A 23294-nucleotide genomic window follows, 5' to 3' on the forward strand; every position below is an offset into this window, starting at 1 on the left:
TTCTTTTTCTTATATCTTTCAATAATATCATTATATGCATGGTGGGGATGTGGAGATATAGGTAGTCGTATTAATCTTTTACAATTTGGTACTTTGTCTTAGAAGTTTTATTATCTTTAAAAAGCAGATATTGAGAGTAGGTTTGTACGTGAGACTATCCACATTAATATACATTATAGAATTTTTCAAAGGATGAAGTTTCTATAGAATACCGTAGTAATCTTTATACCAGTCAATAAAACGGCTGATTCCTTCTTCAATTGGAGTTTCGGGTTTAAATTCCACGTCAGCTATTAAGTCTGTTATATCTGCATATGTTTCAGTAACATCCCCTGGTTGCAACGGCAAAAATTCTTTTTTGGCTTCCAACTGGAGTTTTGTTTCAATGATATGAATAAAGTCCATTAAGTGAACGGGATTATTATTCCCTACGTTATAGATTTTATATGGTGCGTGACTTGTGGAAGGGTCCGGGTGGTTTCCGCTCCATTCTGGGTTAGATTGTGGTTTTTTATAAATTAACTGGATGATGGATTCTACAATATCATCGATATAAGTAAAGTCTCGTTTCATATTTCCATTGTTAAATATTTTAATAGGTTTTCCTTCAAGGATCGCTTTTGTAAACAAAAAGAGGGACATATCGGGTCTGCCCCATGGTCCATAAACGGTAAAAAATCGTAGACCAGTTGTCGGTAAACGGTATAAATTACTATAGGTATGAGCAATCAATTCATTTGCTTTTTTGGTGGCTGCATATAAACTTAAAGGATGATCCACATTGTCTTTGGTGGAAAAGGGTAATTTAGTATTTGAACCATAGACAGAGCTAGAAGAAGCATAAATCAGATGCTCAATAGTGTTGTGACGGCATGCCTCCAAGATATTAGTAAAACCAACTAAGTTAGAATCAATATAGGCGTGTGGATTTTCAAGACTATACCGTACGCCTGCCTGTGCCGCCAAATGTATGACAATAGTGGGTTGCAAATCAGCAAATATCCGATTCACATTATTCTTATTTTCCAGATGTAACTTTTTAAAAATAAAATTTTTATTTTTTAAAAATTTTAATCGGTCTTTCTTTAGTGAAACATCATAATAATCATTTAAATTATCAATTCCAATAACATGATGTCCTTCTTGCAACAATCTTTTTGTGATGTGTGCCCCTATAAACCCGGCACATCCGGTTACTAAAATAGGCAATGAAAAATCCCTCCTGATAAAGAGTTTTGTTAACCGGCACCGAGGAGAAAGACTTTGGCTTTCCCTGATAGCCCTTGAGTAATATTGCGAGTATCATAAATAATCTTGGCTTTCTCCATCATCTCATGAATGGGAATTTGAGTATGGTCAACTAAAATAATAATACAATCAATTTTTTGATAAAGTTGATCATTAAGTGGAACACTGACCATTTTTTGACCAGCTATATTAATTTCATTAACATAAGGATCATGATAGTAGACTATGGTACCTAACGCTTTTAAGTTTTCGATAATGGGGTAGGCAGGTGATTCTCTTAAATCATTGATATCCTTTTTATATGTGACTCCATATATAAGTATAGAAGGGTTTTCTTTATCCTGAATAAGCCTTTGTACTTGGTTCACAACATAATGGGGAATGGATTGATTAATTTGATGGGACAAATTGATAAATTGAGTGTCGAATCCATTTTGTTTGACTTTCCATTGTAAATAAAGTGGATCGATGGGGATACAATGTCCACCTATTCCGGGTCCGGGAAAAAACGGTGTATATCCAAAAGGTTTTGTTTTTGCAGCATCAATAACTTCCCATACATTGATTTTTAATGTGTCACAAAGAATGGCAATTTCGTTTATAAATGAGATATTGATAAAACGGAAGCTATTTTCCAGAATTTTTGTCATTTCGGCAACTTCTGTGGACGATACAGGAATAACTTTTTTAAATATTTGACAGTATAAATCATAAATGTTTTTTAGGCAGGAATCGGTTACTCCGCTTACAACCTTAGGGATCTCTTCTAACAAAAAAGCACGGTTACCTGGATCAACCCTTTCTGGAGAGTACGCAAGATAAAGGTCTTTCCCGATGGTTAAACCACTTTTTTCTAGAAGGGGTTGAATCACCTCTCTAGTAGTCCCAGGGTATGTTGAGCTCTCTAATATAATTAATTGATCTTTCTTAAGCCAAGGGATAAGTTTCTTTCCTGTTGTTTGTAAGTAGCTTAAATCTGGAGTGTTATCGGCAGACAAAGGAGTTGGAACACAAATAATGATGACATCAAAGTCTTTAAGATCATGATAGTTACTAGAAACTCTGAAATCCCCATTTGTGATTAGTTGATTGAGATATTCATCCTGAATATCTAGAATATAACTGATACCTTTGGCTAAACTTTCAATTTTATTTTGGTCGATGTCAATTCCCAAAACTTGAAAACCTTTTTGTGTGAAAAGCAGGGCTAAGGGTAAACCGACATATCCTAATCCTATTACACCGATCTTTAGCTTTCCACTTTGAAAATTTATATTTTTAGGCAATTGTCTAATCATCCTTTCTAAGAAAATCCGCTATTTTATCCTATGGAAGAGAATACATGCTTGTGTTGGTTATTGATACTAAAAATTAATAAATTCTTAGTCTATATATAATCTGATATTGGATCTTGTGTTTCATAATTTGTTAAAAAGATAAAATTTTACTATTTTTTTATCTATGAATTCAATCTTACATCAGGCAGATTTCGCTTCTTGTTGAAGTTTCAGATCCAATACGTTAATAAACTGATGATCTTGTTCTACGATATTGTTTAGATATTGAGTTCGCCTTATTAGTATCCCTTATAATAATTGTGTGTTTTTTTCAACTCTGCAATTGTTATAAGGGAGGTAAGGCTCTTATTGACTGTCACGAAAAAAAGGTATAGAAATATAAAAAGGCTGCAAAGCTTTCTTTAAGGGCCGCTTTGCAGCCTTTTTGTCTTTTGTTTGATGGATTATTAAGATAAAATATACTTCTATAAAATTAAGGCTTTGGTTATTGAATAATCTCAATCATTTCCTTAATTCTATGGCGAAATGTATGCTGTTCTATCACTATTTTTCGAGCTTTTTGGGCAATTCTTTCTCTCATTTCTTTATTATTCATATAGATGATCACTTTACGTAGACAATCCTCATAATCTAAATAAGATATCATCTCTTCTTCGGTAAAGAAGGAACGGAGATCAGGCTTTTCTTCTATTAGTTGAAAAGCTCCGCATGCTGCAACATCAAATGTTCGGTTATTCATACTTTCGCTCATAACTCCACGCGTATTTTGATTATGCCAGAAATTGTGAGTTCGATGAGGATTTAATACAATGCTGGCTCCATTATAATAATAGGTAACTTTCTGCGGTTCAATCCATATATCTTTAATCATAACTCTCGAGTTGTTTCGCCATCTTTTTTGTAGTCTGTTATACCAACCTTTTCCAATTAGTGTGATTTGATATTTAGTATGTTCTAAAAGAAAATGAATAAAATTTACTCTTGTAGGATAGGGATAACCTACAAGAAGCAGCTCACTTTTATATACATTTTCTATGGGTACGGGCTTAAAGATAGTATCGTTTGTACCTAACGGTAAATGGTAGGTATTTGGATGAACAGATTGATAGTACTTTAGAGCTCCGGTATCAATGGTAAAGATATAATCAAATCTATGAATGATTTGAATAGTCTTATCAATATAAAAAGGGTCTTCAGTCATCCAACATGCCAGCTTAATACCATTTTCCTTTAAATATTGAATAGCTGGTACTGAAAGATAATCTCCTAATACTGTCAGGGCTAGCTGTGGTTGAAAAGTGGCAACAATAGTCTTTAACTTCTCTATATTCTCTAATGGGTGAAAGTGGAGCCATTCATAATGATTGTTACTTAGCTCAGCTTTCATACTTTGGTCTAAATAATCGTAAATTCTCGAATAACCGGAAGAGATATATAATAATTTCACTATACACCACCAATTAAAGTTTTCGCTTCACAAAAATTCCTTGGGCACTTTTTGATGAAAAAATGGTATTACAAGCGGTCGTCATGCTTTGTGAGGATTAAAGGTGAGGTTGATGGACGGTCCCCGCCGCCTCCAGAGCCACCTGGAGTATATGAGACACTCTCAATATCGTTGCAACCGATTTGTAGAACAATAGGATAACTGGGAGTCGTCATGTCTTCCTCTAGTAATGTAACTACACAATTTTCTGAATTAAAGAATGCAAACGTAGCCGGTCCATACATATGACCTGATTTACCTACAATCGTTACAACGGTTCCTGGGAGTATACTAGAGAATACAAAACATGCACTTCCATCACATATCTGTGCCATAGATGAATATTTCCTCCTTTTAATAAATTGATTTAATATTTAGAAATTTACGGGGTGCTATAAGGTGAAACTTCCATCAGTGTTGATTCCTTACTGATGGAAAGTTCTCACCAATCGGGCTTTTACAAACAGTTATCCCCCACTTACTTTCTTCGCTTCTCCCTCAATTGTGAGGACCCGTTAATGCGGGAGAAATTAATAGATATACTTTGGTTTAAATGGTGAATTTCGCTACCATTAATTGGATAATCCGAACAGCTTTTTTAGGAATGTTCCTCATTATATAAAGCTAACTTAACTCTTCTATTTTCTAAGGTACATATCTGGTTTTTTATAGAATGTGTATGATTTTGATGTCAGCCCCCATGGAAATTACTTCCCGGCGTGCAATTCGATTTAATTAATTTCTTTCTTCGCTTGTAATATCCCTTGTACAAAAATTGTCATAAAAATCACTTCGTTACTTTTTCCATGAACTCCTTGGTAACTCTTGATGGAGCAGCCGAGGAATAAGAAGTCTACATCAATGCTATATTGAATTGCACCAAACTGAGTTGGACCTGTTATATGTTGAACAGTACAATATAGAAGAGATTCAGGAACTAGTTTTCTTCCTTGTATAAGTACTTAAACAACCTGTACTGCTCGTAGAGAAGCAAATTGAACCTGTGCAGCATCTAAATCTAATTTGTTCCAGATGACATCAACTCCAATGAGAGTGCCAGAAGTGGTCACCTTGAAAAGAACAGAGCCAGTTAATGTATCTGCAAATCGCCCTGTAAATCCACTGCCGCTAGTGCCTGGAATAGCTTCTACAGTTGAATCTGCAACCCTAGAAAATGAACCAGGGATTTGAGAAGAAATAGCACCAGCGGTAGATGTTAATACTCCAGTGAAATCGACTAAATCAGGAGGGATAATTGAAAAAGGAATATTGAAAGTTACAGTATAGTCAATTTGATATACTCCTGTTTCGTTAATTAATAATCCGTTATCTGCATTTACTGTTTTATTTAGTGGACCGCTTGAAGGGAAAATTACAGTATTTGTGCCATCGGCAAGTGTTTGTGCTTCTTCTGTAAATATAAATCCATATGCAGGAGGGGGTGGTGGCGGAAATTCAACTGGGAATGGTAGAGGACACTTGAAATAATTAAGCATTTTTTCACCTCTTTTAAGTTTCTTTAATACATTTAATGAAATAGTGAGCCGAATTGTTATGGATAAGCTCCTATTTTACTGGAAATAGGGGCTTGTCTATGAGTACCGAAATATATTAAGAAGGCAAAAACAGGGCTTTTAATTCGCACTGTTTTTTTATCGTTATATTATTCATAAAACTTTGAGTTACTTTCAACAGAGAGCGCTATATTCGTTGGTAATTGTTTCATTTTAGATTCAAGTCGTTTCTGAGCAGTGCGGCCTAGATGACGTTTGCTTTCGATATAATAAGCACATATGGAGATTTCATAGTCAAAAAGATGATCATAGATGCGATAGTCTACAAAAAGAATATCGTCTTTGGAAAAAGGGGTTTTTTCCTTGTAATGCATACATCAAGCTGATGTTGTTTTTTGATTTATGTCGGTATATTTTTGTAAGATGGTATAAAGATTCGGCCCTGCTAGGTCTGTATTCCAAAGAGTTTTGAAGATAAATAGTTGCAAGGGCAAAAAATTGTTCTTCTTGCTGAATAAGGCCATCTATCGACATAACTGGAACGTTCTCTCCACCTATAATACGGGGTTTGCCATATAGAGGATCGGAAAGTGAAAAGCCACCAAAATTATAATTTTGTTCCATTCACCAAAAGAACGTAAGAATCAAAAGGTGTTGGCGACTTCAACAGTATCTTAAAACAAATTGAAGAACGTGCGCCAATGCGTCGTAACGTAACACAGGAAGAATTAGGAAATACAGCGTTATTCTTATTCAGTGATCTAGCAAGCGGTGTGACTGGAGAGAATATTCATGTGGATTCTAGGTATCATATTTTAGGGTAGTACGAAAAGATAAACGAATTATGTTTATAAAATAAAAAGTCCTCTTAAATTGTAAAAAATACGATTCAGGAGGGCTTTTTTCGTATAGAGAAAATTGTATAGTTTTTACTCATACATTTTTATTATATTTTTCCAAAAGTGACATGGTGCAATGTTACAGTAACCCATTGGGATTCTTCAACATACTTTAAAACATACAAACAATAAGATCAAAAAAGTCATTACAAGTCGTTCATACAATTACAGAAATGATTTGCGGATCCACTTAGTTATATCAAGGCTTATCCGCCTATTTGTATGCCCATACAACAGCAATGATAATGACATAAAGTAATATAGTACCGAAGTTTAAGTGAAGGAGGTGCTCGAAATGAATGGTTTGTGTAATCAATTATGTATATTAAAACCAGGAAATGAGGTTGATTTTTTATTAAGAGGAGCCTCCAGAACAACCACCCTGACTTTTATAAATTTTGATCCTGAGAATGGGTGTATTACAGGGAAAGATTGTAATGGAGCTATTAGAACATTAAGTTGTCATTGTATTTGTGCGTTTTCACCCCGTATTCCTCGGAAAGAATTGTGTTGTAAAATTATAGTGGAGCATAAGACGCAACTGGTGCCTCCTGCAAAAAGGGGAACTGCTAGTGCCACTAAAACGGTAGTAGCTAACATTGAAAAGGTATGTCCGGAAGTGGTTGTTATTTGCGGTGTGATTCATAAAACCATAACCTATACGGCAGTAATAGATGGCTGTGAGGTTGAGAACCATGTAATTAAAGACGATGTCCCATTTCAATGTCTGATTGAACAAAATGATATTAAGGAAGGGGATGATCAATGCGGTATTACTCAACAGGATGGTATCAAGGAAGGGGATCAATTCCGCATTATCCAACAGGGTATTTTGTGCGAGGTTTTTGCGCATGAAGCGAATTTTGGCGGACAGGATCATTCAGTCGCCTTTAAGTTTGTAGAAAAAGATATTGTTAAGGTATGTATTGAAAAAGTAAGATCAACCAACTATTGAGAGAAACCCCCATCAGTATTCGGCTGATGGGGGTTTTATTTTGCGTTACGGGGAACTGAACGACGAAGTGTAACAGCGAAAGATTAACACTTAAAAGGGCTGCAGCATAGGTTTTAGTTGATTAAACCATATCCACTGAGGACTATAACGTTGTCTTGCCATTGTTTTCGCGTGGACTACGTGATTTTCACGCATTAGATTGACAATAATTTCTGCATGTTCTTTCAAATATGCTTCCTCGGAAGGGTGGTATGTTTCGGCGGTATTATACCCAAAATTTCTTGCATCCCACTTCATAAAGTAGGAACTCAATGCTTTTCCAATTTCCTCCAAAGCAGGAACTCTTTCATTCAATACAATAAAATTCCCTTTACTTGCCGCTTCTAACACGGTTAATCCAAACGACTCAGAAAAAGAAGGACATATAAAAAGATTAGAAAGGGAAAATAATTCTAAAACACCCTTTCTAGGAAAGCCATTTTTAAAAGCTTTCATATCTGAAGTGAAAAACATATCATTATGTTCTAAACCGAATGCCGCTCCTTGTGTCTTAATTAAATCTTTATATTTTTTAGTCCCAATATCCGCGCTTGGAAAATCGCAAAATATGACTTTCACCGTCTTTTCGCAGTTTTTCTTAATAGCCCCGCATAACGATGCGACTTTTTCGAATTTCTTTCCAGGTGTCAGTCTCCCCGGATAAACGACAAGTATATCCGGGGATATTAAATCAACTTCCTTGCCGAGCAACTTGACTTCATCGCTCATGTAATTTAATAAATCAAGGCTGTTATTGACTGCTCGGCAGTTCCCTTCCGGAGCATTGTACTGTTTGGAGAGTGCGGAAATTCCTGATTGGGTAGGATAGACATATAAAGTATTAGGCATGGGTGTAAACCTTGCTGAAAACGGCCATTTAGGATTTGGGGGACGATTTACGGGAGCCGAATGTGTAAAAGCAATAAATTTGACATGTTGTAGCTTTTCTTGTGCTTTTCTCACCGCTACATTATGGAGTAAATGCCAACCTTGATAATGAATATCATGCATAATACATGCATCTACATCAGATAATTTTGTTACTAAATCATCCGCAATCACATCCACTTCCTGATAAAAGGTTTGATGCACTTTTCCACTGGCCTGCGTATAGTCTCTCCAATGTATTTGATTGCCGTTAAGATGATTGACTACTTTTCTCCATTCAATTCGTTCATCCAAGAAAATTCCGTGCCGCGCATCAAGCGGACAATTTTCACTTACAAGCATGATCGGCTGTTTATCATCATCCAACAACATCCTGATTTGTTCCGCTACAACATTTACTAATGAGTACGTACTATCTAAACCATTAAACATTGTGAGAAGCGCAACTTTCATGCGTGAAGCCCCCTTTTATGAATCCGTTGTTAAAAATATCTACCTTAAAATTTATATGAGTTTTTGACAAAATTATACTTATGCTTACTTCTTGTTCTTACTGTAAAACCGTGTAATGTTTTGGGGACATGAATTAGAAAAAGATCACAAATGATCTAACTAAGAAGTTTATAGAAGGATTGTTATTAGGAAAGTTTGAATATTCATATCCGAGTCCGAGTTCTGTTTGAAATACACGTTCAGAAGGAATCTTTGTTCGCTTTCTTTTTTCTTCATTTAAAGGGGAAAACTCACTTTTAGGAAGGAACCATATCACCTGTCCAATCAGATTCGCGTGCGAGTTCTTTTTGAATGGTGTAAAAGACGGATTTTGCAGACCAAGGGAAATCCGTGATGAAGTGTTGAATAGCTTGTCCATCATCTTGTATATCCATAATACGTTTAGAGATATTTGTATAATTCCGCTTAGTTTCCAATGGGATCAGTCCCTTCAAGTATGTATGCGTATGAAGGCTTGAATATCGTGTTTTTGTTTTAAAACAGGGACGTAATCACCCAATATAACCCGCAGCTTTTCTAGTAACATATGAATCTTGTCAATCTGTAATCTAAAACGTTCTACTGTAAACGGATGAGCCATACTGGTAGTTGGTTTTATATTCAAACCCTCTCTCATTCCTGATTTACACATCTACTTTTCGTATAAATGATTACATGAAGAGAGGGTTCTTTTAGATGTGAACAAATATTCGAATTTAACATTGTCGAACTATTCAGATCTTCTCTTGATTTGAGGGTTTCTTATTTTTCTGTTAACACTTGAATTATCAAGGTTAGGAGGTGAAAGAGAGATGAACCAGGAACAAATTTTAGAAGTCTACCATCAAGGTCCTGAAGCCGGTGTGTCCCTTGTATTCGGCATCGTGGAAGCACACGAACAACGCATTCAGACAATGGAGAGGCACACTGGTTCTATGAACCTATTTACTGAAATCCCTTATGATGAGCAACAATTTCAAATTACTCATATTACACACATCTCTGTCTGACCGATAATGTGAGAGAATGCTTGTATTACATTATCGATCCATGCTTATTTAATTGTTTGAAAAGAGGGGGGGGAACATAGGGATTAAACTTCTTTTAAATGGCTTACTTGAATCGATACGCCCTCAGGTAGACAGAGCATATTTTCATCCCGATCCCAGTACATTCTATAACCTAGGTTTCGAATAAAATGAATTAACGAATTTGAATTATTAGGTCGATTATTTTCAACGTACATGATTGGGCTATATTTATTTATTGTTTTTTGTGCTCCTCGTAACACGTTTTCCTCCATTCCTTCAACATCAACCTTTATAAAATGACATTTCTGTAAGTTAAGATTATCTATTGATATAACTGGAACAGTCTCTCCGCCTAAGATACGGGGTGCCCCACGCAATGGTTCAGCAAGTGAAAAACCACCAAAATTATAATTTTGCTCCATATCAAGTTCGGGTACAAATATGGTTCCCTCTTCATCTGAAACGGCCTTTTGGAAGCACCAAACATTTGTTAAACTATTTAACGCTACAACTCCCGCTAACATATAATAAATTAACCTTTGTGGTTCAAATGCCAAAACTGTTCCATTATCACCAACTATTCTAGATAGGGCAAGAGTATGAGTTCCAATATTAGCTCCAATGTCTAATACCGTCATATCGGGTTCAAGGAATGTTTTCCATAAATCAACAGCGTAGGATTCCCATTCACCGTGATCTCTAAGAATTTGACCAATATAGTCATGGTTATTATAAATCAACATACCTAAAGGACTATTAATTATACGATTAAAATTACCCATAGAATTCCTCCGTATTTATGATTTTACTCTTTATAGTATTCTTGAACATTTGTAAAGTGTTAAAAATAAAGCCTAGTTTTCTCACTTGTGAGAAAACTCTTTTTGAAAATTTAATTTCAAAAAACAGTTTTGGGGGATAAATAACAAAAATAGTAATTATCTATCCTGTATTAATAGGCAGTGAGGTCTCCACATGCGGGGATTATTTTACGCTTACAATTAAAAGGCATCGTTGACAGACGAGGTAATGAGGTAAATACCGACACATATTACATTTTGTTCACATATCATGCAGTGATAGTATTAGTATAACTATATCGAATCAAGGCAGTTTGATGCTAGAGGAGGAACAACAAAATGAAAGTTCTGTTATTTACACCATCGTATAAACGTCCACACATGCTTCGTCAATGTATACTCAATGCAAAAAACCAATCGTATACAAATTTCACCCACTCAATCAGCATTATGTATGACGATGAGTCTGAAATTGCAAATTACGAAATTTTATTTGATGATATACTTGATGATAGATTTATAATCCAGTACAACAAAAATTCCAGCACGCATACAAATACAATGACTACACTATCACAATGTCCGGTACCTTATGATATATATATTAAAATTGATGACGATGATATATATAAAAAAGATTATGTCAAAACAATAATCGAATATTTTGAGACACATAAATGTGATGTTTTAAGCTCACAAGTTGGTTATCAGCTAAATAATTATTTTTTATCAAAAGGTAATTATGGAAGTCTAGGTGGTCATTTTCCAAATAATAATTTTCTGATGCCTGCGACATTTGCTTTTAGTCATAAAGCATATCAAGTTTTACTTAAAATTCAAGATAACAACGGTTATGAAGATTTGCAGTGGAGAACTGCTTGGAGCACGTGCGGATTGAAAGATCATAATGTTGATAATTCTAGTAATATCATTTGGCATATTCACGGTAAAAATATATCAGTAGCTGATTGGTTCCGTCCTAATTAAAATACTACACCATTAATTGTAATGTTCATGAATTGAAATCCTCATAAATGTTATTGAATTTCTCTACAATATATGCGTTAAGTATTATCTGTGATTTTGTACGTAATTAAATTGTTATTATAATTTCAAAGGTATCATAGGAGGAGTTTTTAACCTGAAAATCAGTAGATATCCTTGTAGTTAATTTTGTTCATGAAAGAGGCGCTAATTCATTTTTCTATGACCCTTCTGAATCCTTGTGCCTACACGTATGCAAACTATTTAATTGTTCCTCGCTTACTAAAAAGTTCCTCTTGAAAAAATGAATGAAACAATCATTATATTAGATGAGTGTTTCTCATAGTATATATTTTTTAAACTATAAATAATCCCACACATATTTCACAATCTAGCTTGATTGTAAATATCATTTTTCACTATATATGGAAACTAAAAGAAAAGTTCGGACCTACAATTAGCTTGTTATCAAGTGTTTTCTTATCGCAAAAACCTCATTATTCCTTGTGGAAAAATCATGAAGGACATAATAAAAGATCCACAATGATGAATTTATCCAAACCATTATTGTTGTAAAGACATACTATAGTTTGGAAAAGAGGGAAAATTCGATAAAAATAGACCTTTTTCTTTTTTTACATTTAAGTTTATTAAAAAGGAGTGTAAATTTTATATGTCAGTAGTTGCATCTATAAGCGGAACAGGTCCAGGTGGAGAACCATTAAATGCAACCGTCACTGTGACACAAGATGGCGATTGTGTCACAATGGAAATATTTAACCATGCAGATAGTGAAGGGAGTATTGGTGCTTTCTGTTTAAATACGAGTAACGCTGGTCCGTTAGTACAAACTTTTGGACCAGGCACTATCGGAACACTACCTTCTAATGGTTGCCCAGGTGCAGGGAATTGTATTGAATTAGTAGAAGCTGTTAGCAAATTTACAAATGAACTAATTCTACCAAATCATAGTGGTATCTTTACAATATGCTCAAATACTCCACCGCTATTGGAATCTCAATTCCTTACTGTAGCTGTGCATTTCCAGGATATTGGTCCTAATGGGGATAGTCAATGTCTTGCTGCCGATTTTGGTCCTGTAACAACAACGACAACAACGACAACAACGACAACAACGACAACAACGACAACAACGACGACAACGACGACAACAACGACGACAACGACAACAACGACGACAACAACGACAACAACAACAACAACGACAACAACGACATCTACAACATCTACAACATCAACGACAACTGTATGTCCAGTTCCAAACCCACAAACTTGTTGTCAAGTAGCTGTTGAATTTAAAACACAGCTCGTTCCGCCTGCATTGGCTGCAGCAGTGCTAAAAACGGAGGTGTTTTTCACGCAATCACCTGTTATTGAAAGTGTTTGTCCTGAAAAAGTCATCATTTGCGGTTCAGTAGCGAAAAAAATTACGTTTACGTCGGTGGATGAACAAGGAAAACAATGTCCGAAAGTTATTTGTGATGAAGTACCATTCCAATGTATCATTGACCGTGATGATGCAAACGAAGGAGACCATTTCGAAGTTTGTGGATTTGCCATTTTATGTGAAGGTACACCAAGACCACAAAATTTCGGAACACGCCCAGGACCGAACGACGAGGGAAGTGTCGAAGTATTCTGGAAAATTACCGAAAAAGACATTGTTAAGGTGTGTATTAGAAAATTTAATTGCAACTGTGAACCACCTTCCCCGCCTTGTATGTAGTTTCTTTAAGTCAGCAATATGAAAACGTAGAGACCTCTCGACTCTTTATGATTCTTGAGGTCTTTTCTTATATACAAAGACAGAACAAATCTTTGATTGCTAGTTTAGTTACCATCATGAACAAGACGAGATAGACATCTATGACTTTATTGATAGGCGAATGCATATTGTTTCTTTTTACAGCCGATTCTCAGCAACTACCTATACTGAATTGTACGATTTCACATATTGTATTTTAGCACAGTAGATTATTATCATACTTATTTTTTCCTAATTCATTTGTCTCATATTCACAATATAAGGAGGAATAAAAATGAATGGATGTCCAATTCCAAACCCGCAAACTTGCTGTCAAGAAGCCGTTGAATTTAAAACACAGCTCGTTCCGCCTGCATTAGCTCAAGCAGGGGTAATGACAAAGGTGTTTTTCACGCAAGCACCTGTTATTGAAGATGTTTGCCCTGAAAAAGTCATCATTTGCGGCTCACTAGCGAAAAAAATTACGTATATAGCGGTGGATGAACAAGGAAACCAATGTGAGAAAGTCATTTGTGACGAAAGAGCATTCCAATGTATCATTGACCGTGATGATGCAAACCAAGGAGACCATTTCGAAGTTTGTGGATTTGCCGTTTTATGTGAAGGTACACCAAGACCACAAAATTTCGGAACACGCCCAGGACTGAACGGCCAAGGATCCGTCGAAGTTTTCTGGAAAATTACTGAAAAAGACATCGTCAAGGTGTGTATTAGAAAGAATGATTGCGACGATTGTCATCCAATCTCACCTTGTGACTGTGACTAGTCTCTCTAAGTGAGAGATATGACAAAGTATAGACCTCTCGACTCTTTATGATTCTTGAGGTCTTTTTTATGCAAAGACAGAACAAATCTTTGATTGCCAGTTTAGGCACCATCATGAACTAGACGATATAGACATCTATGACTTTCGGATAAGGCTATTAAATTGGCAGGTAAACAAATAAAAGAAGGAAAAAATCAACCGTTATTATACAGTCATCATTTGGATTTATCCCGCTATTTGTGGGCAGTAATACTCCCACCTCAAAATTCGGCGAAAGTGTTGTCCAGTTCCAGTGGCTAGAATGTTCGGTGGCTTCGCTTCTTCCTACGAGGTAAAAAACACCTCTACGTCAGAAGCTCCATCCCCCTCAAATTCTGGGCGAGCCACTTTCACATTTCTTTGTTGTCCAGCTCTAGCGGCTAGAATCTCCGGTCGTTTCGCCCCCCCGGACGAGGCAAAAAGCGCCTCTCCGCCCTGTGCGTGGGCGTCCTGTGATTCTGAGCGAGCCGCTTCCGCTTTTCTTAAGAAGTTAGGTGGGAGATAAACTGCTGGCATGCGCCCGATTGGTGAGGGCTGATAATCAGTGGGGGATGAAGAAAACCCCCACTGATTAAAGTTTCACTTTATATAAACTTCAGCGCCATATGCAGAAAGGTATGATTATGTAACAGATAGAACAAGCTGCTGAAACACAGGAAAACGAGAGTATCATTGTTTGTTAGCTGCTTTAAGCCGATATTAATGAACTGTAGAGCATACTGTAGTAAAAGTTCACATAAATTGTAAAAATATTGATTTTATAGGTTCATCACTGTAACATGGGGTTGATTTTTTGAAAATGAATCATTTTTCATATACGGAACGGAGAGTGGCGACTCCTGCGGGAATAGCGAGGAAAGTGAGACCCCGCAGGCTTGCCGAGGAGGCTCGCTCTCACCCGCGGAAAGCGTCCTACTCGGAGTGAAGTGTACATCTATCTAAATGTCACCCCCGTCTTTTGGTGATGAACCTCTTATATGTAAGGAAATACAACTTTTGGGGAGGGTAAATATTTGAAAGTTTTAGTCACAGGCGGAGCTGGCTTTATTGGTTCACATATTGTTGAATCCTTATTGGAAAACAATATAGAGACAGTAGTTGTTGATAATTTAGCTACCGGTCATAAGTATCATATTCCATCGGGGGTTGCTTTTTATCATTTTGATGTACGAGATCCTGCTATTAATAAAATTTTCATGATAGAAAAACCAGATTTTGTAATACATCAAGCGGCGCAGGTGTCTGTGCAGGAATCTGTAAAACAGCCGCTTTACGATTGTAGTGAAAATATCATGGCGACTGTAAATATTCTACAATCTTGTATAAAGTATAACGTGAAAAAAGTGATCCACGCATCAACTGCTGCTGTATACGGTAATCCTAAATATTTACCTATTGATGAGAATCATGATCTTAATCCTGTATCATTTTATGGTTTATCGAAATTGACCAGTGAAGCATATATTCAGTTATTTGCAAAACTTTCAGGTTTACAGTATACAATTCTTAGATATTCCAATGTGTATGGTGCAAGGCAGGATACAAATGGAGAAGCTGGTGTCATTTCCATTTTTATTGACCGTTTATTAAAGAATGATAGTCCAATTATATATGGTGACGGAAATCAAACAAGAGATTTTATCTTTGTTAAAGATGTAGCATATGCTAACTTTTTGGCTCTTAGGAATGCTGACAATCAAATATGTAATATTAGTTCGAATCAACAAATTTCAGTCAATGAACTGCTGGATATAATCTATAATGTAATGAAAATAGAAAATAAAAGAATATACAAAGAGGAAAGACCAGGGGATATTGTTCATAGCTATTTATTAAATAATAAAGCTAGAAAATACTTAAATTGGAATCCAAAATTTTCATTGCTTCAAGGATTAGAAGAAACTGTTTCCTTCTTTCGTAAAAAATAAAACGATTGAATATCATCTGGAAAATTATTATAAGAATGCGTATTAAATTTTATCATTAAGGATAGTGAAACAATAAAGGGGGTCCTAGTAGGCCTCGTCGGTCTATAGGACATGCATAAGGAGACATAATTTAACTCTTGTGCATGTTCTAATTCTATTTAATAGGGAGAATAGGAAAAGGGTTATAGACAAGCTCCTCATTTATCCCGCTATTTGTGGGCAGTAATACTCTCGCCTCAAAATTCAGCGAAAGCATTGTCCAGTTCCAGTGGCTAGAATGTTCGGTGGCTTCGCTTCTTCCTGCGAGGTAAAAAACACCTCTACGTCAGAAGCTCCATCCCCCTCACATTCTGGACGAGCCGCTTCTGCCTTTCTTAAGAAGTTAGGCGGGAGATAAACTGCCCGTAAAAGCCCGATTGGTGAGGGCTGATTAAAGTTTCACTTTATAGAAAATAGGGAATGTACCTTATGTAGACAGATAAAGAATCGATTTTTAACGAAACTTCTCCGCCCTGTATGAATATAACTGTAATAACGTACGTTTTCATAAAAAAGGGGGATGGAGATGGCGGAGAAACAAATAAAGAAAGGAAAAAATCAACCGTTATTATATATTCATCATTTAGATTTATATAAACTACAGCGTCATATGCAGCAAAGTGTAATTGTGAAACAGATAGAACAAACGGCTGAAACACAGGAAAACGAAATAGATCATGTTGAAACTAGTGAACAAACTCACTATATTGTAGAGGAGATAAGCGTAGCTGATCAACAAAACATGCAAACGGATGTAATGGAGATAGGTGTCGTTAATCAACATAACGTGCAAACGGATGTAACGGAGATAGATGCTGTTGATCAACATAACACGCACGCGAGTGTAGCGGAAGAGAATCAACCAAAACAAAATGATGAACAATTTGTAGAATCTTTAAGTAGCACGAAGCATAATAAATCGTTTAAAGATATGAATAACGAAGAGAAGATTTATTTCTTATTAAGTCGACCGCATTATATACCAAGTGTGAAATGTGTTGTGAAAACAGAAGAAGCTTCTTATGTAGGGGTTGTTACTTCTTATGAAAATGGGGTGCTGCAAATGGTGGTACCAGGCTATATTAGTAATTTTTTTCTTAATATAGAAGATGTCATATCGATTCGCATGATGGGATTATAATGTGGAAAAGGTGGTAGGAATCCTACCACCTCAATAGTTTTTTTGTTTACACATTATACGCCTGAAACGTGTGCGTCACGTAAGCATTGAATTGCACAGAAACAATTTAAATCAACAGTTACAACAGAATTTGTTGCCTGTAGTGTAGCGTTAGGATGGTTTAAGAAGACACAAACTGGTTCTTCGCAATCACCTGGATTTGGATTGTGTACTTCTAATGCACGTAATACTGCACAGCAGTCGTCTACACTTTCTACACGGAAAATGTCCGAAAAGCATTTCTTATCATGGCCAGCAGAAGCAATAAATACCCGGAATGGATCTCCTTCGCTAGTAAATAAGACAAATGGGCGCGTATTTGCGAGTCTAGAACCCTGATGTGCACCGAGGAATGGAACATCGCATCCTGTTGGACACGTGCTTGTTGCACAGTCTTGTAATTCATTGATGAAGTTTACGACATCACATACGCAATTGATGTTCATATTCTTTTTGTCATCATTGTTACCCATTCTTTTCACTCCTTATCATAAGTTTTGATTTACACTATTAGAATATTGAATGCAAGGTAAATCGGTTACTGCTCTTAGGGTGTTTTTTTTAAGGGATAAGCCTGTATTTAGATGGAAAGGAAAGGAGATGAGAAGCTTGCTTTTTAAGAGTTGGCTTATGTTTTTTATTTTCTCATTTGCAGTATTTCGCTTAACACGCCTTTTTGTCTTTGATAAGATTACGTCTTTTATACGTGCGCCTTTCTTTGAAGAATTACAGATTACAGAGCCTGATGGTACGGTTTCAACGTATATGAAAGTAAAAGGAAAGGGTTTGCGGAAATGGATGGGTGAATTGCTAAGTTGTTATTGGTGTACAGGGGTATGGATGAGTGCTTTTTTACTTTTGTTTTATTATTGGATTCCTAAAGCAATGGAGCCTATTATATTCTTGCTAGCAGTTGCAGGGGTTGCGGCGATTATTGAGACAGTTGTTAGTCGATTAATGGAAGAGTAAGAAATGAAGGAACGAAACAGAAGGGTTGTTCATATAATAAAAAGAGCGTTAAAAAATAGAGGAGATGTTTGCCATGGCAAAGTATCATCAATTTGATCCATTTCAATATTGGCATCAACTGCAGCAACAGCAACAAGGGCAGCGGCAACAAGAACAGCAAGAACAACAAGAGCAACAAGGACAGCAGCAACAAGGACAGCAAGAACAACAACAACAGCAACTGCAACTGGAACAGCAAGGATATGTGAAGAAAAAAGGTTGTAACTGCGGCGGAAATAGAAATAAATATCTTGGATAATGAAATATATAAATAATAAGCCTGCTTTTGAACAAAAAATACCTTGTTTTATCCAGAGGATAAAACAGGGTATTTTTTGTTTTGAAGGATGACTGTATTTCGGAAAGTTTCATGTAATGGCGTTTCAGACAGAAATCATTTCATTTGTTATTTTGTTTTTTGTAGGTCATCTCTCGTCAAAAATAAAAATCTAGAAACATCCAGCTTCTTCCCTCTAAAAAACTGCGGGGAAGAAATGTACAATTCTTCTTTTGCACGCGTAATCGCAACGTATGCTAAGCGCCGTTCTTCTTCTAATGCTTCTGAAGTATCCGTAATACGGTCGTTCGCGTCTTTTAAGGATGAAGAATGCGGTAATATACCGTCGCTTGCACCGAGTAAGAAAACACACGGAAATTCAAGTCCTTTGGCGTTATGAATAGACATAAGCGATACAGCATCTTGCTGCGTTCGTGTTTTTAATGCTTCCATTTCTTTTTGATTTTGAATAGCTGTGTTTACAAATTCTAAATACGCTGGAATGTCCGAAAAACGATTTGCAGATTCAATGAGTTCTTCAAGCATTTCTTCTTGTATTTCTTTTTGCATCGTAAAGGAAGAGCGGTCATTGCTCTGTAAATACTCTAAATATTGTCCTTTTCCTTTGATGATTTCTTTTAATGCCTTTTTCGGTTCAAGCTCTTTAATAAATTTTAGAAAATCAATACGATCATTGATTTTCTTCACTTGGAAAGGTTTTAAGTTTGGATTGAGTAAAAGGAAATGTAAGAGGGAAGGGAAGCGACCTTCACCGTATTTCCATTGTTCTCGTTCAATAAATGATATACATTCATCGCGCCCGATATACATTGTCGGTAAAATGCTTGCGAGTGATTCTATGCGAAATGGTTCAAAGGCTAACCGTAATTGATCTAATACAGGTTTAATGAGCGAGTGTTCATAAAACGATTGGCTTGCCCCGTATTTGACGAAAGGAATCTTATGAATCGTAAGCTGATCGAGTAAGGAGCGGCTTACAGAATGCGTCCGGTATAACAAACAAAAATCTGTATAGCGTCGCTGGCCACTTGCTACTTTATCTTGAATAAGTTGCAGTACTTGATTGGCTTCATCTAATGTTGTCGCTGGTCTTGAATAAAATGGCTGCATTCCTTCTTCGTGAACGGTGTACAATTCTTTGTTAAATCGTTCCTGATTCAGCTTAATGACTTCATTACCAAGTCCGACAATGTAGGGGTTGGAGCGATAGTTTGTATTTAAAGTAATAATGGTTGTATCATCAAACTCTTTTGGAAAAGAAAGGATAATTTGATGACTAGCTCCGCGCCAGCCGTAGATGGCTTGATCATCGTCCCCTGCGATAAATAAGTTGTTTTGCGGTGCTGCTAATAGTTTTACAATTTCATACTGGGCGTATGATGTATCTTGAAATTCATCCACTTCAATATATTGAAAGCGTCCTTGCAGCTGTGTTAATAATGCCGCATTATTTTCTAGTAAATAAAACGTTTCAAGTAAAATATCATCAAAGTCTAGATAGCGATGACTCTGCTTTACGTCTTCATAGCGCCTGTATACTTCTTGAAATTCACGTTCAACGGGTGTTTTGGCCTGTACATCTTTCGGTCTATTTAATTTATTCTTTTCAAGTGAAATCATTGCTAGCATACTTTCCGCGTCATAGTCATCTTTTAAACGAAGTTCTTTTAAAATTTTCTTTATAATAATTTGTTTATGTTTTTCGTTGGCTAAAATTTGTTGATTGTATCCTTGGCTACGAAGTAACTTTAAGAAAACAGAGTGGAATGTTCCAGCTACAAGATATTGGCTCGCTGCGGGTGTCATACCAGGTAATGTTGCTACGCGGCTTCGAATTTCTTCCGCTGCTTTTTGCGTAAATGTAAGCAATAAAATGTTACGCGGGTGAACGCCTTTTACATTGACTAAATAGCCAACGCGCGTTGTTAAGACAGACGTTTTTCCGCTGCCAGCACCAGCTAATGTAAGAACGGGTCCTTCAGTCTGGCGTACAGCTTCTAATTGTTTTTCATTTAAATATATTCCTTGTTTTTCAAGAGCGCGAAAATAGATAACATCCGCATCATTTTGTTGAACTAAGTCGGTAGATGTTTTCGGAATATGATAAATTGCGCGAGGTATATTCGAATGTGTTAATGATTTTTGCGAAAAATTTTCCTTAGTCATAATTTCACCTTCAATAAGTAGCATCAACTTATAACTTTATCGGAAGATAGGGGAAATGGCAATGTAAAAAAGTGAGATAGTAATGTGGTTAGGGGTGAATACAAATTGCACCCCCTACTACAAACCTCTTTTTTTAGATTGGCGAGAGGAACTGGCTATGCGTAGAAGCGGTCAGTGCCTTTTCCTGCCCCGTGCGGTGTTAAAACAAAGAGAGGGAACGAGTGCAGGTCAATTATTGTTTGGCGTAGCTGTGATTTATATGTTGAAAAATCATTATGTGATGATTGTAGAAATCATAAAAAGAAGCGCCAAATAAGGCGCTTCTTTTATAGATTTTTTATCATGACAACATGCGGGATATCAGCTTCTATAAATACATTAGAAGTTGTTTCGTATCCAAGCTTATGGTAAAACGGCTCAGCGTGTGTTTGCGCATGAAGCTTCAGCTTTGGAAGAGATTCTTCTTTCGCAAGAGCTTCTAATGCGTCCATGATCATCTTGCCAGCCCCTTTTTGGCGGTGAGATGATAAGACACAAATGCGTTCCATTTTCCCGATACCATCGACGATACGAAAGCGCCCAGCACCAACTGGAACATCTTGATCGTATAATACAACATGTTTTGCAGCGTGATCATATTCGTCGTATTCTTCTTCGGCTGCAACCTTTTGTTCATCTACAAACACTTGTTTACGAACGGAAAAGGCATCATCTAGCTGTTTTTTGTTTTGTACAACTTGAACTTGCAAATTATTGTTGCTCCTTTCCTAAATGGAACGTTTCATATACTGTCCACGTTCCGTTCTCTAATTGATATAGTAAATGGAAACGATCGATTGGTTGCTCATAATAGAAATCTTTCATTTTTAAGCGACCTAAAACATCCGCATGCTCTGCGTCTGATAATTGTTGTCCAATTGTAAGGTGCGGCACAAAAGCATATTCGCGATCTTGTGTGAACATACCTCTATGCATTTCTTCGTTTAGGAATGTTAATTCTGGTGTTTTTTCTACTTTAAAATAAATAACATTATTTACAGGTGCAAATGAGCTCACTTTTCCTACATGTAGTGTAAAAGGATTTGCTTTATCTGCAATTGTATGAAGCTCTTGCACAATCGTTTCTAACTGTTCATCAGCTACTTCAAAAGGTGCTTTTAATGTAATGTGTGGTGGAACTAATGCATAATGTGGATCATAACGCTTACGCAGACCGTTTGCTTTATCTTGAATCATTTTTGATGGAAAAATTACAATACCTAGTTTCATCTCTAAATTCCTCCCCTTGTCTGAACGTAAAATGTTTGTATGAAAAAAGAACTCTTTTTATTATATCAGATAATTCTGAATGAAACTGTATATTATTTCAGCGCTAGCATGTGAGAAAATGCATGCGGTAAGTTTTTTTGCCAATATTTCCATGTGTGATTGCCAGCAAACTCTTCGTAATAAGTTGTAAATCCTCTTTCAGTAAGAAGAGAATGTAGCTCACGGTTCGGCGCTACAAAATCTGAAATATTACCATCTGTCGTTTTTACGTCTGTTTCTTCTGTACCGATGATGTGATATAAGTCTAACATGTGTGGCTGCGTAAAGACCTTAGCACGCTCTAGTACAGATTCATTTACAAATGGCGACTGCATAATTACTTTTCCGAATGTATGCGGATACATAAGTGCTGTCATAAATGAAACTGTACCGCCTAAAGAATCCCCGATTAAAACGCGGCCTTTCCCCATGTGATATGTTGGGTACTGCTCATCTAAATATGGAACGAGTTCATGAGCTAAAAAGCGAATGTACATGTCATTTTGCGATCCGTTTGGATGATATTTTTCTCTTCGATCATGTACATCTTTATATGGGATGCCAACAATAATCGTTCGATCAATTTCCTCTGTTTTGCGAAGTGACTCTATCACGCGATGTGCTTTTCCAAGTTGAAAATAATCTCTTCCATCTTGTGCAATTACAATGGTGTGCTTATGAAGCGGCGTGAAATTTGCTGGTAAATAAATGAGAAGCGTCAGTTCTTCTTGCAATGATTTGCTGTAAAATGTAAGTTCTTCAATTTTTCCTATTGTTTGTGTCATCGTGTAATCTCCCCTAAGTAAAAAGTTACTACAACTTTATTTTAGCATAAGAATGAGAAGAATCTAAAAAATTAGTATTCAGTATTGGAAGAAACGGCTATAATGAAATGAGAATTTTCCTTATATAAATACAAATTGAAAAACAACATAAAACCGCTTTTCTTTTAAGGGGGGCGAGAGCACCTGGCCGTGCATAGAAGCGGTCAGGGCTTTTTCCTGCCACGTGCTAGATTTAAAACAAAGGGAGGAAGCAAGAAACGGTCATGTGTTGATCTGCACAGCCGCGACTTATAAAGAAAAGCGGAGTCGACTGTTTAGGCCCGTTGGCTAAGGTTCTTTCACACAGAAGGTGTTTTT

23 protein-coding genes and 2 pseudogenes are annotated in these 23294 nt (G+C 36.4%); 11 read left to right on the forward strand and 14 right to left on the reverse strand.

Translation table 11 applies throughout. The features are described from left to right. Window positions 1–201 precede the first annotated feature (201 nt). From MR076_RS13100 to MR076_RS13125, 6 genes and pseudogenes are all read right to left on the reverse strand, one after another. Complete coding sequence (locus MR076_RS13100) at window positions 202–1209, reverse strand: NAD-dependent epimerase (protein WP_242221192.1); 1008 nt, start codon at window positions 1207–1209, stop codon at window positions 202–204. Between the two features lie 29 nt (window positions 1210–1238). Then, on the reverse strand, window positions 1239–2534 hold the full coding sequence (locus MR076_RS13105) for a nucleotide sugar dehydrogenase (RefSeq protein ID WP_242221194.1): 1296 nt from the start codon (window positions 2532–2534) through the stop codon (window positions 1239–1241). 496 nt (window positions 2535–3030) lie between these two features. Next, on the reverse strand, window positions 3031–3993 hold the full coding sequence (locus tag MR076_RS13110; protein ID WP_242221196.1) for a CgeB family protein: 963 nt from the start codon (window positions 3991–3993) through the stop codon (window positions 3031–3033). 68 nt (window positions 3994–4061) lie between these two features. Further along, window positions 4062–4367, reverse strand: a complete 306-nt coding sequence (locus tag MR076_RS13115) for a CGEA protein (RefSeq protein ID WP_242221198.1) — start codon at window positions 4365–4367, stop codon at window positions 4062–4064. 627 nt (window positions 4368–4994) lie between these two features. Further along, entirely contained in the window at window positions 4995–5528 is a 534-nt protein-coding gene (locus MR076_RS13120; RefSeq protein ID WP_242221200.1) for a hypothetical protein, read from the reverse strand. Window positions 5529–5695: 167 nt separating this feature from the next. Next, window positions 5696–6056, reverse strand: a pseudogene (locus tag MR076_RS13125) (glycosyl transferase); the annotation flags it as partial. Between the two features lie 134 nt (window positions 6057–6190). Here MR076_RS13125 and MR076_RS13130 point away from each other — a divergent pair. Further along, window positions 6191–6370, forward strand: a pseudogene (locus tag MR076_RS13130) (SDR family oxidoreductase); the annotation flags it as partial. A 370-nt stretch (window positions 6371–6740) separates the two neighbouring features. Continuing rightward, on the forward strand, window positions 6741–7400 hold the full coding sequence (locus tag MR076_RS13135; RefSeq protein WP_242221203.1) for a hypothetical protein: 660 nt from the start codon (window positions 6741–6743) through the stop codon (window positions 7398–7400). 90 nt (window positions 7401–7490) lie between these two features. On the opposite strand, the gene MR076_RS13140 is transcribed toward MR076_RS13135, so the two are convergent. After that, window positions 7491–8780 carry a glycosyltransferase gene (locus MR076_RS13140; protein ID WP_242221205.1) on the reverse strand — a complete coding sequence of 430 codons (1290 nt, stop codon included), beginning with the start codon at window positions 8778–8780 and terminating at the stop codon, window positions 7491–7493. 296 nt (window positions 8781–9076) lie between these two features. Then, window positions 9077–9256: a hypothetical protein gene (locus tag MR076_RS13145; RefSeq protein ID WP_242221207.1), complete on the reverse strand. Its 180-nt coding sequence runs from the start codon at window positions 9254–9256 to the stop codon at window positions 9077–9079. A 375-nt stretch (window positions 9257–9631) separates the two neighbouring features. Between MR076_RS13145 and MR076_RS13150 the strand changes: the two genes are divergently transcribed. Beyond that, the gene (locus tag MR076_RS13150; RefSeq protein ID WP_242221209.1) at window positions 9632–9829 is read left to right on the forward strand and encodes a hypothetical protein; all 198 of its coding nucleotides are present in this window, start codon (window positions 9632–9634) and stop codon (window positions 9827–9829) included. Window positions 9830–9912: 83 nt separating this feature from the next. Here MR076_RS13150 and MR076_RS13155 read toward each other — a convergent pair whose 3' ends face one another. Beyond that, window positions 9913–10632, reverse strand: a complete 720-nt coding sequence (locus tag MR076_RS13155) for an FkbM family methyltransferase (RefSeq protein WP_242221211.1) — start codon at window positions 10630–10632, stop codon at window positions 9913–9915. 357 nt (window positions 10633–10989) lie between these two features. Between MR076_RS13155 and MR076_RS13160 the strand changes: the two genes are divergently transcribed. From MR076_RS13160 to MR076_RS13180, 5 genes are all read left to right on the forward strand, one after another. After that, entirely contained in the window at window positions 10990–11637 is a 648-nt protein-coding gene (locus tag MR076_RS13160; RefSeq protein WP_242221213.1) for a glycosyltransferase, read from the forward strand. 670 nt (window positions 11638–12307) lie between these two features. Further along, window positions 12308–13381 carry a hypothetical protein gene (locus MR076_RS13165; RefSeq protein ID WP_242221215.1) on the forward strand — a complete coding sequence of 358 codons (1074 nt, stop codon included), beginning with the start codon at window positions 12308–12310 and terminating at the stop codon, window positions 13379–13381. Window positions 13382–13694: 313 nt separating this feature from the next. Further along, entirely contained in the window at window positions 13695–14186 is a 492-nt protein-coding gene (locus tag MR076_RS13170; RefSeq protein WP_242221216.1) for a hypothetical protein, read from the forward strand. Between the two features lie 1052 nt (window positions 14187–15238). Beyond that, window positions 15239–16153, forward strand: a complete 915-nt coding sequence (locus MR076_RS13175) for an NAD-dependent epimerase/dehydratase family protein (protein ID WP_242221218.1) — start codon at window positions 15239–15241, stop codon at window positions 16151–16153. A gap of 565 nt (window positions 16154–16718) precedes the next feature. Beyond that, window positions 16719–17333, forward strand: coding sequence for a CotO family spore coat protein (locus MR076_RS13180; RefSeq protein WP_242221221.1), 615 nt, complete (start codon window positions 16719–16721; stop codon window positions 17331–17333). A 53-nt stretch (window positions 17334–17386) separates the two neighbouring features. Here MR076_RS13180 and MR076_RS13185 read toward each other — a convergent pair whose 3' ends face one another. Further along, window positions 17387–17845 carry a CotY/CotZ family spore coat protein gene (locus MR076_RS13185; RefSeq protein ID WP_242221222.1) on the reverse strand — a complete coding sequence of 153 codons (459 nt, stop codon included), beginning with the start codon at window positions 17843–17845 and terminating at the stop codon, window positions 17387–17389. A gap of 136 nt (window positions 17846–17981) precedes the next feature. On the opposite strand from MR076_RS13185, the gene MR076_RS13190 reads away from it, so the two are divergent. Both MR076_RS13190 and MR076_RS13195 read left to right on the forward strand, forming a co-directional pair. After that, window positions 17982–18341: a DUF1360 domain-containing protein gene (locus MR076_RS13190; protein ID WP_277928465.1), complete on the forward strand. Its 360-nt coding sequence runs from the start codon at window positions 17982–17984 to the stop codon at window positions 18339–18341. A gap of 73 nt (window positions 18342–18414) precedes the next feature. Continuing rightward, the gene (locus MR076_RS13195; protein ID WP_396021699.1) at window positions 18415–18639 is read left to right on the forward strand and encodes a hypothetical protein; all 225 of its coding nucleotides are present in this window, start codon (window positions 18415–18417) and stop codon (window positions 18637–18639) included. A gap of 147 nt (window positions 18640–18786) precedes the next feature. On the opposite strand, the gene MR076_RS13200 is transcribed toward MR076_RS13195, so the two are convergent. Then, window positions 18787–20844: an ATP-dependent helicase gene (locus MR076_RS13200; protein WP_242221227.1), complete on the reverse strand. Its 2058-nt coding sequence runs from the start codon at window positions 20842–20844 to the stop codon at window positions 18787–18789. An 82-nt stretch (window positions 20845–20926) separates the two neighbouring features. On the opposite strand from MR076_RS13200, the gene MR076_RS13205 reads away from it, so the two are divergent. After that, window positions 20927–21160 carry a hypothetical protein gene (locus MR076_RS13205; protein WP_242221229.1) on the forward strand — a complete coding sequence of 78 codons (234 nt, stop codon included), beginning with the start codon at window positions 20927–20929 and terminating at the stop codon, window positions 21158–21160. 10 nt (window positions 21161–21170) lie between these two features. Here the strand turns inward: MR076_RS13205 and MR076_RS13210 are convergent, their stop codons facing one another. The 3 genes from MR076_RS13210 to MR076_RS13220 all read right to left on the reverse strand — a co-directional run bounded on the left by MR076_RS13210 (window position 21171) and on the right by MR076_RS13220 (window position 22937). Beyond that, window positions 21171–21593 carry a GNAT family N-acetyltransferase gene (locus MR076_RS13210; protein ID WP_242221231.1) on the reverse strand — a complete coding sequence of 141 codons (423 nt, stop codon included), beginning with the start codon at window positions 21591–21593 and terminating at the stop codon, window positions 21171–21173. Window position 21594: 1 nt separating this feature from the next. Further along, window positions 21595–22113 carry a YjcG family protein gene (locus MR076_RS13215; protein ID WP_242221233.1) on the reverse strand — a complete coding sequence of 173 codons (519 nt, stop codon included), beginning with the start codon at window positions 22111–22113 and terminating at the stop codon, window positions 21595–21597. A gap of 92 nt (window positions 22114–22205) precedes the next feature. Beyond that, complete coding sequence (locus tag MR076_RS13220; protein ID WP_242221235.1) at window positions 22206–22937, reverse strand: alpha/beta hydrolase; 732 nt, start codon at window positions 22935–22937, stop codon at window positions 22206–22208. Window positions 22938–23294: the final 357 nt, after the last annotated feature.

It is taken from the genome of Bacillus cereus group sp. BfR-BA-01380, assembly GCF_022663535.1.
Lineage (GTDB): Bacteria > Bacillota > Bacilli > Bacillales > Bacillaceae_G > Bacillus_A > Bacillus_A cereus_BB.